The organism is Proteus sp. fly-1067, assembly GCF_040139345.1.
Lineage (GTDB): Bacteria > Pseudomonadota > Gammaproteobacteria > Enterobacterales > Enterobacteriaceae > Proteus > Proteus vulgaris_B.
On sequence record NZ_JBEEUL010000014.1, the window covers coordinates 54,936 to 73,425 of the forward strand.

Here is an 18,490-nt window from a genome sequence, read left to right on the forward strand (position 1 = left end):
CTATGCCTAAAATTGTATTTTTACCCCATAGCACACTGTGCCCTGAAGGTGCTGTTGTTGACGCAACAGAAGGTGAATCTATTCTAGATGTTGCATTACGCAACGGTATTGAGATTGAACATGCTTGTGAAATGTCTTGTGCATGTACAACTTGTCACTGTGTAGTGCGTGAAGGTTTTGATTCACTGGAAGAGAGCTCTGAGCTTGAAGACGACATGTTAGATAAAGCATGGGGCTTAGAGCCTGAAAGTCGCTTAAGTTGCCAAGCTAAAGTGACTGACGAAGATTTAGTCGTTGAGATCCCTAAATATTCGATTAACCATGCAAGAGAGCACTAATTTTAGGAGCCAAGTATGAAATGGAGTGATACTCGTGAAATAGGGGAAGCATTATTTGATCTTTACCCTGACACTGATCCTAAAACTGTGCGCTTTACAGATATGCATCAGTGGATCTGTAATTTAGACGGTTTTGATGACGATCCACAAAAATCTAATGAAAAAATTCTTGAAGCTATTTTGCTTGTTTGGCTTGATGAATTTGAATAATTGATTGCACTATAAATTGAAAAGACTGGCTAACTGCTGGTCTTTTTGCATTATGGCGTCTGAGTTGAATAGACTGAGCGCGTTATCAATAACTCTAAAGAGGGATGCCTTGAGTTTTTGTTATGAGAGATATTCCGAAGAATACAATGCAAGAGCTTAATATCAATTGATGGTGATCGTGGTCTCTGGATTTTTGCAGTAAATTGATCACGCTAAAAGGTAAATATCTGGTAGTCTGAATAGGTTAACTGTCACCAGTAATAATAAGTGAGATAATAAATGAATAAACAAATTATGCCTATCATGCTGTCTAATGAACCTGCAGCAGCATGTTGGGGTGATAAAGCACTAATTAGCACTTGCGAAACAGGCATGACAATCCACTTAACGGAAGAAAACCGTTTAGGTGCTATTCAACGTGGTGGACGTAAAGTTGATAGCCAAGGTATTCGTAATGTTGCTCTTGTGGGTGAAGGCTGGGATATAGAGCGTAGCTGGGCTTTTTGGTTAGGTTTTAGAGCACCTAAAGGCGCTCGTTCTATCGAATGGCCACAATTAAGCGAAGCGGATAAACACGAATTAGAATCACGTATTCGTATCGTTGATTGGGTTAGAGACACAATTAATACGCCAGCTGAAGAATTAGGCCCAGAGCAACTGGCACAGCGTACTGTTGATCTTTTCTGTGGTCTTGATAAAGAAGATATCAGTTATAAGATCACTAAAGGCGCTGATCTACGCGATCAAAACTATGCCGGCATTTATACAGTAGGTCGCGGTTCTTCTCGTGATCCTGTCTATTTAGCATTAGATTTTAATCCGACTCAAGATAGCAATGCCCCTGTATTTGCATGTCTAGTAGGTAAAGGTATCACCTTTGATTCAGGTGGTTATAGTATCAAACCTTCATCATCTATGAATTCAATGAAAGCAGACATGGGTGGTGCAGCAACATTAGCGGGTGCTTTAGCATTAGCTATTACTCGTGGTTTAAATAAACGTGTGAAACTACTGCTGTGTATCGCAGATAACATGGTTAGCGGTAATGCCTTTAAGCTGGGTGATATCATTCGTTACCGTAATGGCAAATCAGTCGAAATCATGAATACAGATGCGGAAGGCCGTTTAGTGCTAGCTGATGGCTTAATTGATGCAAGTAATATTGCGCCAGAACTTATCATTGATGCAGCAACATTAACCGGTGCAGCTAAAGTTGCTGTGGGTAATGACTATCATTCAGTACTAAGTTTTGATGATAAATTAGCGGCTGAATTATTAGCAAGTGCTGAACAAGAAAATGAGCTGTTCTGGCGTTTACCATTAGCTGATTTCCACCGTAGCCAATTGCCTTCAAGCTTTGCTGATCTGAATAATATTGCAGCACCTTCGCATACTGCGGGAGCAAGCACAGCAGCTGCTTTTTTATCGCATTTTGTCACTAACTATAAAAAAGGTTGGGTACATATCGACTGTTCAGCAACTTACAGAAAATCGTCTGTAGAACAATGGGCTGCCGGTGCGACAGGTTATGGCGTGCGTTCTATCGCAAATCTGTTATTAGCAAAAGCAAAATAATAAACATTATTGGATTTGGAGTTTGTAATGGGTGTATCTGAACAATTTGAGACACAAGAAATTGTTTCTGTTGAAGGTTCTTCTTTGAAATTAAGTGTTTTAGAACCACAGCCTGAAAAATTAACAACTGCACTTAGCGAGTTTTTTGGTGAACATAAACCAATTCGCCGTGCCTTTATTGTTAATGCTCAGGAGCAAGATAATGAAGAGGAATTTTATCTTATTGGTTTAGAAATAACTGGCGAAGAAGATGTGATTGCGCAGATACTCCCACAAGCAGCTGAATCGGCTTTTGAATATTTAGAAGAAGGGCAATCCTTAGATTTTTGTTTTGTGAATAAAAAAGAAAAAGGGGTGAGCCATTTTATGATCCACCACGTATCACCTTTTTATCAACGCAAACTTGGGGGATTCTTAAGAAAAGGTATCCCGATAGTAAATTTGGATAGTTAATTTCGCCCTCTAAATTTAGGCGATATCTCATCAGATATCGCTTTTTTTTATCCTATAATAGAATATTGACTAATTTAGCAAATTGTTTGCATTTTTATATAATGCATTGTTTTGTCAGATTTTTATTTTTGGTGTAAAAATAGCGCGACTTTTCCCTGTAAAGAACTTCATTATATTCGATAAAATATAGTCAATATTGTTATTTTTTATCTTATTAGAACAAAGAAAAATCTATATTATCTCTGCCCGGCCTGCATAAAACATCGCATTATTCAGGGGTTGAATTTAAAGGAAATGGATATGAATCAAAACCAATTTAGACAATATACAGAAAAGAGAGGCTATCGTTGGTGCTCACTTGCTGTTGTATTGGCGTCTGCGTTGGCACTGAGTGGGTGTGATGACAAAGCTGATGAAAGCTTGTCATCAACAGACAAAGCGCAAAACGTACAAACAACTGAGCAAAAAAACACAGCTCAAAATACACCAGATACTGCCACTCAAAATAGCGAAAGATCAGCAGTTACAACAAAAACGAATAATGAAACTGCATTAAAAAGCAAAGAAGTTCGTGATGAATTGGCTATGCGTTTTGCAGGAAAAGATGTCACTGTATTAGATGCATCAGAACTGCAACGTGATGGTGCAAGTACTATGGTGGTGACTTTCTCTGTACCACTTGATCCAGACCAAAAGTTTGATAACGTTATTCATCTTGTTGATACCAAAAAAGGAAAACTAGAAGGTGCGTGGGAGTTATCAGACAACTTGATGGAGTTGCGTTTTCGTCATTTGCCACCATCAACAGAATTGAATTTAACCATTGATGATAAAATCAAAGGTATTAATGAACGTACATTAACAACGCCTTTTAGCCAGAAATTAACCACAGAAGAAATTTTCCCTTCAGTTGGATTTACCAGTAAAGGGTCGTTATTACCATTTGATGCTGCCGAAGGCTTACCTATTATTGCCTTAAATGTGGATCAAGTAGATGTTAACTTTTTCCGTGTAAAAGATGAGCAATTGGCTCAATTTTTAACGCAATGGGAAAGTCGTTCTAACATTAACTATTGGGAATCTGATGAATTTTTATCTCAAGCTGATTTGGTTTATACCGGTCGTTTTGAGTTAAATACAGAAAAAAATACCCGTGAAAACGTATTGTTACCATTAAAATCAATAGATGCTCTGAAAAAAGAAGGTGCCTATATTGCTGTAATGCAACAAGCTGGTAAATATTCTTATACGGTGCCAGCTACGGTATTCACTTTTAGTGATATCGGATTGTCGATGCATAGTTACCTTGATTCGTTAGATGTTTTCACCCAATCACTTAAAAATGGTTCTGCGTTAAATAAAGTAGAAATTCGTTTATTAGATGAAAAAGGTGGTTTAATCTCCAAAGCGCAAACAGATAGCCAAGGACATGCCACACTTGAGAAAAGTGATAAAGCGCGTTTATTAATGGCTATTCGTGATGGTCAAACTAGTATGATTGATTTGCGTAAACCTGCGCTTGATCTTTCTGAGTTTGATATCGGAGGCCCTCAAGGTTATAGCAAACAGTTTTTTGCTTTTGGCCCTCGTGATCTTTATCGTCCAGGTGAAACTTTAATTGTTAATGCGTTACTGCGCGATGGCGACGGTAATCCAATTAAAGAGCAACCCGTTAAAGTGGATTTACTCAAAACAGATGGCCAAGTGTCACGTAGTTTTGTATGGCAGCCTGAAAATGGACTCTATCAGTTAAAATTAGCTATTCCTGCCGATGAAAATACCGGTACACGTACTTTGCGTTTTGATATCGGTGATGGAACGCCTCGGTTCTATGAATTTCAGGTTGAAGACTTTATGCCAGAGCGAATGGCATTAGTCATCACGGGTAAAAAAGGCATTCTACTTAGTGGTAATGATGCTTATTTTGATCTTGAAGGGCGTTACCTTTATGGTGCACCAGCGGCTGATAATCGCTTACAAGGACAAGTCTTCTTAAAAGCCTCTCGTGAAGCGGTCAGTAAATTACCTGGCTATGAATTTGGTGCCGTAAAAGATGAAAATTTCAGCCGTTTATTGGATGAGTTTGAACTTAATTTAGACTCTGACGGACAAGGTGAATTAAGTGTTGATAGTGATCGCTATGCAGAACTGAAATCACCAATTAATATTATTTTACAAGCAAGCTTGCTCGAAGCTGGTGGGCGTCCGGTTACTCGCCGTTATCAGCAAGCTGTTTGGCCTGCCACTCATCTTGCTGGTATTCGTCCAGTCTTCCCTAAAAAAGAAGTTTATGACTACCGTACAGATAAATATAAATCAGGTTACAGTGTTGATGAAAACTCAATGGCTGAATTTGAAATTGTCTATACAGATCAAGACGGTAAAAAACTCCCTGCAAACGATCTTAAAGTGAAGTTTATCTATGAGCGCCATGATTATTATTGGCGTTGGTCTAGTTCGAATGGCTGGGAATCGGGCTATAACGAAAAAGATCTGCAAATGGATGAACAAACCATCAAAATAGCAAAAGATGGCACAGCAAAAGTGGCCTTCCCTGTTGAATGGGGTTCTTACCGTATTGAAGTGGTCGATCCTAAAACAGAATTAGTCAGTAGCTTACGATTCTGGGCGGGATATTCTTGGATGGATAACACTGGTGGAACAGGAGCTGTAAGACCAGACCAAGTTAAACTTAAACTGGATAAAGAAGGTTATTTACCAGGCGAGAAAGTGAAGTTAAACATTGTCGCACCTCATCCGGGCAAAGGTTATGTCTTATTAGAATCAAGTAATGGGCCTTTATGGTGGCAAGAAATTGATGTGCCAGAAAAAGGACTCGATGTTGAAGTGCCTATTAATAAAGAATGGGCAAGACACGATCTCTATCTGACATCTGTTGTTGTAAGGCCTGGTGATACGTCAAAACAAGCGACTGTAAAACGTGCTGTTGGTATTTTACATTTACCATTACAGGATAAAAACCGTCGGATTGATATTTCACTTGATGCACCTGAAAAAATTCGTCCAAATCAAGATTTAAAAATCCGCATTAAAGCGAATCCAGTTGCAGGCCAGCCATTACCTGAAAACATTAATGTTTTAGTTTCTGCGGTAGACACGGGTGTATTAAATATTACAGAGTATAAAACGCCAGATCCTTACGATGCCTTCTTTGGTCGTAAACGTTACAGCATCGATCAATATGATGTTTATGGGCAATTAATTGAAGGGCAAGGTCGTTTAGCGAATCTGCGCTTTGGTGGTGATGGTGGTGAAGCGGCTGCGCTATCTCGTGGTGGTAAAAAACCATTAACCGATGTGCAAATCATTGCTCAACAAACAGCACCTGTAAAATTAAATGCCCAAGGCGAGGGAGAAGTTTCTTTACCTATTCCTGAATTTAATGGCGAAGTTCGTTTAATGGCGCAAGCTTGGACAGCTGATAAATTCGGTAGTCAAGAAGGTAAAGTGGTTATTGCGGCACCTTTAGTGACTCAACTTTCATTGCCTCGATTTATGGCGGGTGGTGATAATGCACTGTTGTCTTTAGATTTAACCAATCTAACGGATGACGCACAATCTATCACGTTAAATTACACAGCTTCTGGTCTGGTAGGATTAGGTGGTGCAGAAAGTAAAACAGTATCGCTGACAAAAGGTGAACGTACCCAAGTTCAGATCCCAGTAAAAGCGAAACATGGCTTTGGTCAAGGCGAATTCTCGCTGTCTATTTATGGTATTAAAGTACCTGGTGAAGAAATTAAACCTTACCACAACACATGGAATATAGGTGTTCGTCCTGCTTATCCGGCAGAAACACTTCATTATGCAAGCACGTTACAAGATGGTGAGACGTGGAGTTTGCCAACAGACGTTTTAAATCGTTTTAATAACTCAACGCTTGAAGGTGAATTATTACTGACAAGCCGTCCTCCATTACAGATTGCACGTTATGTCAGAGAGTTGTTTGCTTACCCTTATGGTTGCTTAGAGCAAACTGTCAGCGGGCTTTATCCTTCTTTATACTCAACAGAAAAAGAGTTGAAGCAATTAGGGATCAAAACGCAAACTGATGCTGATAGAAAAGTGGCAATTGAAAAAGGTATCGCCCACCTGCTGACAATGCAAAAAGCAGAGGGAGGATTCTCCTTATGGAACCAAGATGGACGTGAAGAGTATTGGCTAACAGCCTATGCCACTGACTTTTTATTCCGTGCTTCACAACAAGGTTATGCTGTTCCAGCGGAACCATTAAAACGTGCCAACGATCGCTTATTACGTTATTTACAAGATAAAAGCTTGGTTAACTATGAATATGCGGTTAACCAAGATGCTGCCCGTTTCTCTGCCAGAGCATATGCAGCACTTGTATTAGCGAATCAACAAAAAGCACCTTTGGGTGAATTACGTCGCCTTTATCTTGAGCGAAATGATGCTGGTAGTGGTTTGGCGTTAGTTCAATTAGGCATTGCGTTAAAATTGATGGGTGATAACAGTCGTGCAGAAGGTTTAATTGCAGAAGGCGTGACAACAACTCGTAAATATAATTATGGGTTAGGTGATTACGGTAGCGTTATTCGTGACCAAGCGTTAATTATTGCTTTATTAAGTGAAAATAATCTTGAAACACAATCTCGTGATGCAAGTGTGATTACGTTATCAGATAACTTAACGAGTCGTGAGTGGTTCTCAACACAAGAAAGCAACTCTTTATATCTTGCGGGGCGCTTCTTTATTAATATGTCTGAGCAACCTTGGGAGGTCGCTGTAAATCGTCAAATCCCTGCAATCAGTAGTGATCGCGCGGTGAATGAAACATTAACATCAACGCAATTACAAGAAGGGTTGGAACTAAACAACCGTGGTGGTGCTGCGATTTATTCACGCATGAATATCGTAGGCTATCCGAAAGTGGCTCCAGCACCTTATAGTAATGTGTTAAATGTTCATCGTAGTTACTACGACTTGAAAGGAAATCGCGTTCATCCAAATCGTTTACAAAGTGGTGAAATGCTGGTGGTGAAACTAGAAGTTTCAGCAGATAGAGATGTTCCTGATGCTTTGGTTGTTGATTTATTACCTGCGGGTCTTGAAATTGAAAACCAAAACTTAGCATCAAGCAGTGCAAGCTTGAGTGATAGTGCGGCTGACTTACAGGAGTTTATCGACGATATGGGGCAAGCTAATATTAAACACCTTGAATATCGTGATGATCGATTTGTTGCTGCGGTTTCTGTAGACAGATATCGTCCTACAACATTACTCTATTTAGCAAGAGCAGTTACACCGGGTAGCTATCAAGTACCACCTCCACAAGTTGAATCAATGTATGTGCCTTATTGGCGAGCAATAGGTTCAACAGAAACCAAGATTGATATTGTTCCTTAAATCTTGTAGCCCTTTCTTTGGAAAGGGCTTCTTCCTTTGAGTGATTGAATGAAACTAGGATATAAACGGCTTATTGCTGTTATCATTATTTTTCTATTTGTAACCCCCATTTTAGTCTGGATCGCAGATAAAATTTGGCCTCTCCCTGATCCTGAACCCCAAATAGCAACTATTGTCACGGCGCAAGATGGCACGCCTCTTTGGCGTTTTGCTGATAAAGAGGGGGTGTGGCGTTATCATGTCAAACTTGCAGATGTTTCTCCTGAATATTTAGATGCTCTTATCACCTATGAAGACCGTTGGTTTTATCAACATCCCGGTGTTAATCCAATGGCAATATTACGAGCCGCATGGCAAGACTTAAGCTCAGGAAGAATTGTCTCAGGAGGAAGTACGTTATCGATGCAAGTGGCTCGATTGATTGATCCACATTCTCGAACTTTGAGCGGAAAAATCAAACAGCTTTGGCGCACCTTGCAATTAGAATGGTATTACTCAAAAGACGAAATTTTGGAAATTTACCTCAATAGAGCACCTTTTGGCGGTACTTTAGAAGGTATTGGTGCGGCAAGTTGGGCTTATTTAGGCAAATCACCTGCTGATTTGTCTGCTGGTGAAGCAACATTAATGGCGGTATTGCCACAAGCACCAAGTCGTTTGCGACCTGATAGATATCCTGAACGAGCTCAAGCTGCTCGCGATAAAGTGCTTGATAGGCTGGCAGAGTATCAAATATGGTCACAAGAAAAAGTTGATGAAATAAAAGAAGAACAGGTTTTATTAGCACCAAGACAAACGCCACAATTGGCGCCATTGCTTGCTCGTCGTATGTATAACGAAAAGCGAGCGCCTGTTATAACAACAACGATTGATATTAATATTCAACGACAACTTGAAGATATTGCCAATCAATGGAAATATCAGCTAGCGGATAAAACATCCTTAGCCATTTTAGTGGTTGATCATACAGATATGAGCGTAAAAGGGTATGTTGGCTCTGCGGATTTTAATGACAACTCGCGCTTTGGCCATGTCGATATGATTAGTGCATGGCGCTCGCCAGGTTCAACATTAAAACCTTTTATTTATGCACTTGCATTAGATGAAGGGCTTATTCATGCGGAATCACTCTTACAAGATGTACCTCGTCGATTTGATAATTATCGCCCCGGCAATTTTGACTCTGGTTTCAATGGTGCAGTCAGTGCCAGCGAAGCCTTAAGTCGTTCTTTGAATCTGCCAGCAGTACAACTTATTGAAGTGTATGGTGCCAAGAAATTTGCAGCAAAATTGCGACATAATCACCTTGAAATGCGCTTTCCTTATGGCTCAGAACCTAATTTAGCTCTGATTTTAGGGGGAACCGCAACACGTATGGATGAACTTGTTTCCGCCTTTAGTGCGCTGGCAAGGCAAGGAAAAACAGCACCTTTACGTTTTAAACCAGAACAGATAATCGAGAATCGGGTATTAATGTCACCAGGTTCCGCGTGGATCACAAGGCGTATTTTGGCAGGAGAAGCTAGGCCTCGTCCAGATAGTGCAATTTCGCCTGTAGTTCCTTTGGCTTGGAAAACAGGTACCAGTTATGGCTATCGAGATGCATGGTCTATTGGAGTGAACGCCCGTTATACCATTGGCGTTTGGGTAGGAAGGCCTGATGGTACTCCGGTTGCAGGACAATTTGGTTTTGCAACAGCTGTACCTATTATGAATCAAGTTAATAACTTACTAACAGGCTATTTCTACCAAAATAAACAGCGGCCACCGACAGATCTACGCCCTAGTAGTGTAACCGCTGCAACTATTTGTTGGCCAACAGGTAAGGCATTACCAAAAGAAGATAGCAATTGTAGAGTCAGTCGTCGAAGTTGGATCTTAGATAACACCATTCCACCAACTTTATTAAATGATAGCCAAGAAGGTATTTTGGGGATCAACGAAAAAATTTGGTTAGATAATGAAGGTAAACGCACAGGACCTAATTGCCTTAATGCAACGTTAAAAGATATCGCCTTATGGCCGATAGCATTAGAAGCATGGTTGCCTGAAAAAGAGCGTAGAGCAAAACGACTGCCACCGATTTCTGAAACTTGTCCACCAATTAAAGAGGATATTATTCCCTTGTTTATTTCAGGTATTCGTGCGGGTGATTTACTAAGACCATTACCCAGTGAAACTAATCTCGAAATAACCGTTTCTACGCAAGGTGGAAGTGGTATGCAATGGTGGTTTTTAAATGGTGAACAAATAGGAAAGACTGAAAATGGTGAAACGTTCTCTTATTTACTAGAGAAACGAGGTAAATACCAATTGTCAGTGCTTGATTTAAGTGGTCAAACGGATATGGTTAATTTTGTATTCCGTTAAACTGAAACGATGAGATAAACAAGAACCGAGAGATTTTTAACTAGAATACGCTTTTTAATAAAGATAAAAGAATTATTAATAGCATTTCATTACGGTTCTTTTTTATTCTCATTTTTCAGTTTGAGTATGGGAAACGTTAAAAATGTGATTAGATCGATAATTTATAACTTTTTTGCCACAGTTTTTTAAAAAAAAAGGTTATTCAATCTGTGCAATTCATTTTTATCCTCCTATAATCGAGCCCTTATTTTTTGCAGGGAATGCGGTTTTTGATTCGTTTTTCCATGATCTGCGATAAAAGAGATAACAAAAGTTATCATTAATAAAATAATTTAGAGGTAAGACATGGCTATTCAGCGCACATTTTCTATTATCAAACCAAACGCAGTGAAAAAAAATGTTATCGGTGCTATCTACCACCGTTTTGAAAGTGCAGGCTTTAGCATCATTGGTGCTAAAATGTTGCATTTGACTCGCGAACAAGCTGAAGGCTTTTATGAAGAGCACAAAGGCCGTCCATTTTTTGATGGCTTAGTTGAATTTATGACTTCGGGCCCAATTATGGTTCAAGTGTTAGAAGGTGAAAATGCGATCCAACGTCACCGTGATCTGATGGGTGCAACTAATCCAGACAACGCATTAGCAGGTACATTACGTGCTGATTACGCCGATAGCTTTACTGAAAATGCGGTACACGGTTCAGATTCAGAAGCTTCTGCTGCTCGCGAAATCGCCTACTTCTTTACCGAAAACGAAGTTTGCGCGCGCTAATTTATTAGCATCTCTACGCGAAAAACAGTACAATGCGACGCCCTGTTTGATTATTAACAGGGCGTTTTTTATTATTGTTTAATTATACAAATATATAAGTATCCCATTAGCATCAATGCTAATGCAGGCCGCATAGTGTAACAACGAGGCAATGTCATGACCCAATCTACCACCCCAGCGCCAAGCGCTTCTGTCGCTGTTTCTAAAGAAAATACTGTGAATCAAAAAACTAAAATTAATCTGTTGGATTTAAATCGTAAACAGATGCGAGAGCTTTTTGTCTCTATGGGCGAAAAACCTTTCCGTGCTGACCAAATTATGAAGTGGATGTATCACTACTGTTATGACGATTTTGATCAAATGACAGATATCAACAAGGTGTTACGCAACAAATTAAAAGAAATTGCTGAAATTAAAGCACCTGAAGTTTCTGAAGAACAACGTTCAACTGATGGCACGATTAAATGGGCAATTAAAGTTGGCGATCAACAAGTCGAAACGGTGTATATCCCAGAAGATGATCGTGCAACGTTATGTGTTTCCTCCCAAGTCGGTTGCGCTTTAGAGTGTAAATTCTGTTCAACTGCACAGCAAGGTTTTAACCGTAACCTAAAAGTATCTGAAATCATTGGGCAAGTGTGGCGTGCAGCTAAAATTATTGGTTCATTAAAAGAGACTGGCCGTCGTCCTATTACTAACGTAGTTATGATGGGGATGGGGGAGCCATTACTGAATTTAAATAATGTTATTCCAGCACTTGAAATCATGATGGATGATTTTGGTTTTGGTTTATCTAAACGTCGTGTCACTGTATCTACATCAGGTGTTGTGCCTGCATTAGATAAATTAGGTGATGCCGTTGATGTAGCGTTAGCTATTTCATTACATGCGCCAACTGATGACATTCGTGATGAAATCGTACCAATTAACAAGAAATATAATATTGAAATGTTTCTTGAAGGTGTTCGCCGTTATATTGCTAAATCAAATGCGAACCAAGGGCGAGTTACTATTGAATATGTCATGCTTGATCATATTAATGACAGCACTGAACAAGCTCACCAATTAGCCGAGCTTTTAAAAGATACGCCATGTAAAATTAACTTAATTCCATGGAACCCATTCCCGGGCGCACCCTATGGACGTAGTTCTAATAGTCGCATTGACCGTTTCTCTAAAGTATTAATGGAATATGGTTTTACAACAATTGTACGCAAAACGCGTGGTGATGATATTGATGCGGCGTGTGGACAATTAGCGGGTGATGTTATTGACCGCACAAAACGTACACTGAAAAAACGCCAACAAGGTGAACTAATTTCAGTAAAAGCAGTCTGATACAGTTGGATATCTCTTTCTTTGTGAAGTGTCTTACATAATTGCAAAGTAGAGAGAACAAGGATGAATATATTTAAGGAATATAAAGATGATAAGGATATCATCAGTAATTATAACTATTGGCTTGATGTTATTGACATTAGGTTGTCAATCATCAGCCAATCAAGAACGTGTTGCAGTATCGACACGTTTACAATTAGGTGATGCTTATTTAGCTGAAAGGCAATACCAAGCCGCACAATATCATTTCCAAAAAGTGTTATCGGTGATGCCAAATCACCTTGAAGCTAATTTAGGAATGGCATTAACATCGCAGTTATTGGGAAATTCTATTCAAGCGTTAGATTATTACAAATTAGCGATGAAGTCGAAGCCAGTAAATGTTAATGTATTAAGGCTTTATGGTAATTTCCTTTGTGAACAAAAACTATTAAACAATAATAGTGTGTCAATTGAGGATATACCGCCAGATTATTTGGTTTGCCAGCAAAGTAATAATGAAATATCAAAAAATTCGCGGTGATAACGTTAAGGTATTTGGTACTTTTTCGAGTTCATCAATGTTAAACATCCAATAGCCACAGTGCCTAGATTGCTAATGAATACTGAAAACAAAACCGAAGAAGTGAAATTAACAGCTGGTCAACTTTTACGTCAGGCACGAGAAAAAGTAGGGCTAACACAACAAACTGTTGCTGATCGACTTTGTTTGAAGTTATCGACAGTTCGCGAAATTGAAACAGATTCTGTTTCTTCTGATATTGCACCAACCTTCTTACGTGGATATATGCGCTCTTACGCCAAATTAGTTGGCGTTCCTGAAAAAGACATCCTTGGTTTTATCGACCAACAAGCGCCCGTTAAACAAATTAGGATGACAACCACACAAAATTACTCATTAGGTAAACGTCACAAAAAACGTGAGGGCTGGCTGATGAAAATCACATGGGTGATTGTCATTGTAATGGTCGCACTCGTTGGTGTTTGGTGGTGGCAAGGTCATCAGGCGGATCAACAAGAATTAGTCTCTATGGCATCACAAGACATAGGGCAAAATAGTACACAAGAAAACACTAATACGGTAGATTCTCCATTAGCAACCTTAGATAATACGTCAACATCTGAAGGTGATAATTTACAAGTACCTGCATCGCCATTAGTCGATACTCAGGGGAGTAATGTTGCTACGTCACCAACAATTGAAACGACGACACCTGCACCTACAGAAGTTAGAACAGTTCCATTACCGGTATCACCGTTAACAACATCGACAACTTCTCGTGCAAATTCAACACAAGAATCAACATCATCACAAGCGCCTGAGGTCGCAAACCAATTAGTGTTAATGTTTGATGGTGAATGTTGGTTAGAAATTCGTAATGCTCAAAATAAAATTTTATTTAATGGTATTAAGAAAGCGGGTGATCGTTTGGAATTTGATGGTGAGCAACCTTATAAACTAAAAATAGGCGCACCGTCTGTTACTCGCTTACAGTTTAATGGTGAATCAATTGATTTAAGTCGTTTTACTGGAAAAATAGCAAAAATAACAGTACCGAGCGCTTAATCTGACTACACATTTGAGCAAGCATGGAAGCATGGGAGAATTAATCAATGCATAAAGAATCACCTATTATTCGTCGTAAATCTACTCGAATTAATGTAGGTAATGTTCCTGTTGGCGATGGCGCACCTATCGCTGTACAGTCGATGACGAATACACGAACAACAGACGTAGAAGCGACTGTTCGCCAGATAAAATCTCTGGAGCGTGTTGGGGTGGATATTGTTCGGGTTTCTGTACCTACAATGGATGCTGCCGAAGCATTCAAATTAATTAAGCAACAGGTTAATGTGCCTTTAGTGGCTGATATTCATTTTGACTATCGTATTGCATTAAAAGTCGCTGAATATGGCGTTGATTGCCTGCGTATTAACCCAGGTAATATCGGAAGTGAAGAGCGAATTCGTCAAGTTGTTGACTGTGCTCGTCATTATAATATTCCTATTCGTATTGGCGTAAACGGTGGCTCACTTGAAAAAGACATTCAAGAGAAATACGGAGAGCCTACACCTGAAGCGTTAGTTGAATCAGCAATGCGCCATGTCAATATTCTCGAACGACTGAACTTTGAACAATTTAAAATTAGTGTAAAAGCCTCTGATGTTTTCCTCGCAGTAGATTCTTATCGCTTATTAGCAAAAAAAATTGATCAACCTTTACACCTTGGGATCACCGAAGCTGGTGGAGCAAGAGCTGGGTCAGTTAAATCAGCTATTGGTTTAGGGATTTTATTATCAGAAGGTATTGGCGACACATTAAGGATCTCATTAGCGGCTGATCCAGTTGAAGAGGTTAAAGTCGGATTTGATATTCTAAAATCATTACGTATTCGTTCTCGTGGTATTAACTTTATTGCTTGTCCAACGTGTTCGCGCCAAGAATTTGATGTCATTGGAACAGTTAATGAATTAGAACAACGGTTAGAAGATATTATCACTCCAATGGATGTCTCTATTATCGGTTGTGTTGTTAATGGCCCTGGTGAAGCAGAAGTATCAACGTTAGGCGTTACTGGTGCTAAAACACGCAGTGGTTTTTATGAAGATGGCGTAAGACAAAAAGAGCGCCTTGATAATGGCAATATGATTGATTTATTAGAAGCGAAGATCCGCGCTAAAGCATCAATGCTTGATGACAGCATGCGTATAAACATAAATCAATTGGATAAATAACACTCAAAAAACTGGCTCATTAATCAATGAGCCAGTTTTACTATTGATTTCACGTTGAATACTGATTGATTTCGCTTCTATAATCAGCCTAACAATCAACTAATAACTATTAGAGAAAAAAAGTGGCACAAAAAATCCAAGCCATTCGTGGTATGAACGACTATCTACCTGCTGACACTCGTGTATGGCAGAAAATTGAAAATACACTAAAACAAATTTTAGCGGGTTATGGTTTTAGTGAAATCAGAACACCTATCGTAGAGCATACCCCTCTATTTCAGCGAGCAATTGGTGAAGTCACTGATGTTGTTGAAAAAGAAATGTATACTTTTACCGATCGTGGTGAAGATACGCAAAGCCTGACGTTACGCCCAGAAAATACTGCGGGCTGTGTACGTGCAGGTATCGAACATGGTTTGCTTTATAACCAAGAACAACGTTTATGGTATCTAGGGCCAATGTTCCGTTATGAGCGCCCTCAAAAAGGTCGTTATCGTCAATTCCACCAGTTAGGTGCAGAAGTCTTTGGTCTACAAGGCCCAGATATTGATGCGGAGTTAATTATGTTAACTGCGCGCTGGTGGAAAGCGTTAGGTATTGCAGAACACGTAACATTAGAACTTAACTCTATTGGTTCATTAGAAGCACGAGCTAAATACCGTGAAGCGTTAGTCGCTTTCTTAGAGCAACATGTAGATAAGCTAGATGAAGACTGCAAACGTCGTATGTATTCTAACCCATTACGTGTTTTAGACTCGAAAAATCCAGAAATTCAGACTTTATTGAATGATGCGCCTGAACTTTTCGATTATCTTGATGACGAATCAAGAGCACACTTTGATGGTCTCTGTGCATTATTAGATGCTGTGGGTATCACCTATCGTGTTAATCAGCGCTTAGTGCGAGGTTTAGATTATTATAACCGTACTGTTTTTGAGTGGGTTACCAGCGCATTAGGATCACAAGGTACAGTTTGTGCAGGTGGGCGTTACGATGGTCTTGTGAAGCAACTTGGCGGACATCCAACCCCTGCGGTGGGTTTTGCTATGGGTATGGAGCGCATGATTTTATTAGTTCAAGCGGTTAACCCTGAATTTGTTGCAGATACTAATGTGGCTGATGTTTACCTTGCTTCTTTTGGTGAGAAGAGCCAAAGCGCAGCATTAATGCTTGCTGAAGAAATTCGTGACCAATTACCAACATTACGTCTAATGACGAATCATGGTAATGGTAACTTTAAAAAGCAATTAGGACGTGCCGATAAACAAGGCGCTAAAATTGCATTGATTTTAGGTGAAGATGAAATTAATGCAGGCACTGTTGCAGTGAAAGATTTGCGTTCAGGTGAACAAACAATCGTTGCTCGTAATGAGCTAGCTCAGCAATTGACTCTGTTATTAAGTTAAGGAGAGACTTGTGGAAGTTTATAGCACCGAAAACGAACAAGTTGATGCAATTAAACAGTTTATAAAAAATTACGGTTTAACTATTGTTTTAGCTGCTGTTATTGGTTTTGGTGGTGTGTTTGGTTGGAAATATTGGCAATCACATCAAACAAATCGCTTACAAGAAAGTGCAGAGGCTTTTGCAACTGTGAGTGAAGCACTTGCTAAACCAACCCCTGAAAATATTGCGTTAGCCGACAAATTTGTTACAGATACAAATGATGTTTATGGCGCACTAGCGTCATTAGAACTTGCACAGATTGCTATTGATGCTAATGACTTAGTTAATGGTGAGCGTCATCTGACAACCGCTATTGCAAAAGTAAAAAATGATGCATTTGCAGATATGCTAAATCTTCGTTTAGCTCGAGTACAATTAGCATTAGATAAAACTGATGCTGCTTTGATCTCGTTAGAGCAAGTGAAAGGCAAAGCATGGAATGGAATGAAAAATTATATCCGTGGTGATGTATTAGCGAAAAAAGGCGATAATACAGGTGCGGCAACTGCTTATCGTAGCGCATTAACTGATGAAAATGCGGGTGCTATTCGCTCACTGGTTGAACTTAAACTCAATAATTTATCCAATTAAAGGGATCTTCAGACATGCAACTGCGTAAAACTCTCCTGGTTGGTCTACTAGCATCTGCTTTATTGGCAGGCTGTTCTAGTGAACAGGATAATGTGACAATGTCTCCATTACCTGAGGTGCAGAGCCAATTTACACCTAGAGCTGTTTGGGATAAGTCAGTTGGAAATGGTATTGGTAAATACTATTCTCACTTGTCACCAACATGGGATGGCTCAGTTGTCTATGTCGCTGATCGCCATGGTTTAGTTAAAGCGTTAGATTTGGAAACAGGTAAAGAGCTTTGGTCACAAGATCTCTCTATTAAAACCGGTTTTCTTTCATCCAATGAATCCGCATTACTTTCTGGTGGATTGACTGTTTCAGGTACTCGGGTTTTTGTGGGAACTGAAAAAGCAAAAGTTTATGCGCTGAATACTGATGATGGTTCTATTGATTGGGAAACCGATGTTGCAGGTGAAGCCATTTCAAAACCTGTTGTTAGTGATGGATTAGTGCTTATCCATACTAGTAATGGCTTATTGCAAGGGTTGGATTTATTAACTGGCGAAATATCATGGACAGTTAATTTAGATACACCATCATTATCTCTTCGTGGTGAGTCTGCGCCAGCTGTTGCTTATGGTGCTGCAATTATTGGTGCAGATAATGGCCGTGTCAGTGCAGTTATCCTTTCTCAAGGACAGTTGATTTGGCAACAAAATATTTCACAAATTAAAGGCTCAACTGAAATTAGCCGATTAAATGATGTGGATATTACCCCAATTATTGATGAAAATACTGTTTATGCAATGGCGTATAACGGTAACTTAGTTAGCCTTGATATGCGTTCTGGACAAATTCTTTGGAAACGCGACCTAGGCTCAGTCAATGATATGGTATTGCTAGGTGATAATCTTTACCTTGTTGACCAAAATGACCGAGTTTTATCTGTTCGTAAATCGGATGGTGTGACATTATGGACACAAGAAGATTTATTGCATCGTAATTTAACTGCACCTGCTATTGTTGATGGTTATTTAGTCGTTGGTGATGCAGAAGGTTATCTCCATTGGATTGATACCAGTAATGGTAAATTCATTGCACAAAACCAAGTGAATAGCTCAGGTTTATTAAGTCGCCCTCAAGCGGTACAAGATAAATTGATGATCCAAGCTCGTGACGGTAAAGTTTATCTTTATAGTCGGTAATTTATTGCTGACAAATCTATTTATTTTACGGCTCCTTTAAAGGAGCCGTTTCGTCTTTTTAGTATTTACATGTAAAATACAATCAGA

At 39.4% G+C, this 18,490-nt stretch carries 14 protein-coding genes; all 14 read left to right on the forward strand.

Translation table 11 applies throughout. The annotated features are described in order from the left end of the window. Positions 1 to 2: 2 nt before the first annotated feature. The 14 genes from fdx to bamB all read left to right on the forward strand — a co-directional run bounded on the left by fdx (position 3) and on the right by bamB (position 18,403). Entirely contained in the window at positions 3 to 338 is a 336-nt protein-coding gene (gene fdx / locus ABN217_RS16245; protein WP_006533442.1) for an ISC system 2Fe-2S type ferredoxin, read from the forward strand. Positions 339 to 353: 15 nt separating this feature from the next. Beyond that, a complete protein-coding gene (gene iscX / locus ABN217_RS16250; RefSeq protein ID WP_072068697.1) occupies positions 354 to 548 on the forward strand; it encodes a Fe-S cluster assembly protein IscX in 195 nt (64 codons plus the stop codon). Positions 549 to 827: 279 nt separating this feature from the next. Beyond that, entirely contained in the window at positions 828 to 2,123 is a 1,296-nt protein-coding gene (pepB, locus tag ABN217_RS16255) for an aminopeptidase PepB (RefSeq protein ID WP_072068696.1), read from the forward strand. A gap of 27 nt (positions 2,124 to 2,150) precedes the next feature. After that, positions 2,151 to 2,576, forward strand: a complete 426-nt coding sequence (locus ABN217_RS16260; RefSeq protein WP_349439283.1) for an enhanced serine sensitivity protein SseB C-terminal domain-containing protein — start codon at positions 2,151 to 2,153, stop codon at positions 2,574 to 2,576. Positions 2,577 to 2,876: 300 nt separating this feature from the next. After that, positions 2,877 to 7,964, forward strand: a complete 5,088-nt coding sequence (locus tag ABN217_RS16265; protein WP_502929691.1) for an alpha-2-macroglobulin family protein — start codon at positions 2,877 to 2,879, stop codon at positions 7,962 to 7,964. Positions 7,965 to 8,012: 48 nt separating this feature from the next. Beyond that, positions 8,013 to 10,334, forward strand: a complete 2,322-nt coding sequence (gene pbpC, locus ABN217_RS16270; protein ID WP_349459628.1) for a peptidoglycan glycosyltransferase PbpC — start codon at positions 8,013 to 8,015, stop codon at positions 10,332 to 10,334. Positions 10,335 to 10,679: 345 nt separating this feature from the next. Beyond that, positions 10,680 to 11,105 carry a nucleoside-diphosphate kinase gene (gene ndk / locus ABN217_RS16275; RefSeq protein WP_023581630.1) on the forward strand — a complete coding sequence of 142 codons (426 nt, stop codon included), beginning with the start codon at positions 10,680 to 10,682 and terminating at the stop codon, positions 11,103 to 11,105. 156 nt (positions 11,106 to 11,261) lie between these two features. Continuing rightward, positions 11,262 to 12,443, forward strand: a complete 1,182-nt coding sequence (rlmN, locus tag ABN217_RS16280; protein WP_109407318.1) for a dual-specificity RNA methyltransferase RlmN — start codon at positions 11,262 to 11,264, stop codon at positions 12,441 to 12,443. Between the two features lie 88 nt (positions 12,444 to 12,531). Beyond that, positions 12,532 to 12,966 (forward strand): hypothetical protein, encoded by a 435-nt coding sequence (locus ABN217_RS16285; protein ID WP_072068692.1) that lies wholly within the window; start codon positions 12,532 to 12,534, stop codon positions 12,964 to 12,966. Between the two features lie 75 nt (positions 12,967 to 13,041). Then, positions 13,042 to 14,010, forward strand: coding sequence for a cytoskeleton protein RodZ (gene rodZ / locus ABN217_RS16290; RefSeq protein ID WP_115350060.1), 969 nt, complete (start codon positions 13,042 to 13,044; stop codon positions 14,008 to 14,010). Positions 14,011 to 14,057: 47 nt separating this feature from the next. Continuing rightward, positions 14,058 to 15,179 carry a flavodoxin-dependent (E)-4-hydroxy-3-methylbut-2-enyl-diphosphate synthase gene (gene ispG, locus ABN217_RS16295; protein ID WP_072068690.1) on the forward strand — a complete coding sequence of 374 codons (1,122 nt, stop codon included), beginning with the start codon at positions 14,058 to 14,060 and terminating at the stop codon, positions 15,177 to 15,179. 122 nt (positions 15,180 to 15,301) lie between these two features. Next, a complete protein-coding gene (gene hisS, locus ABN217_RS16300; protein WP_349459629.1) occupies positions 15,302 to 16,585 on the forward strand; it encodes a histidine--tRNA ligase in 1,284 nt (427 codons plus the stop codon). Positions 16,586 to 16,595: 10 nt separating this feature from the next. Beyond that, complete coding sequence (locus tag ABN217_RS16305) at positions 16,596 to 17,216, forward strand: YfgM family protein (protein ID WP_072068689.1); 621 nt, start codon at positions 16,596 to 16,598, stop codon at positions 17,214 to 17,216. A 14-nt stretch (positions 17,217 to 17,230) separates the two neighbouring features. Further along, positions 17,231 to 18,403 (forward strand): outer membrane protein assembly factor BamB, encoded by a 1,173-nt coding sequence (gene bamB / locus ABN217_RS16310; protein WP_196553800.1) that lies wholly within the window; start codon positions 17,231 to 17,233, stop codon positions 18,401 to 18,403. Positions 18,404 to 18,490: the final 87 nt, after the last annotated feature.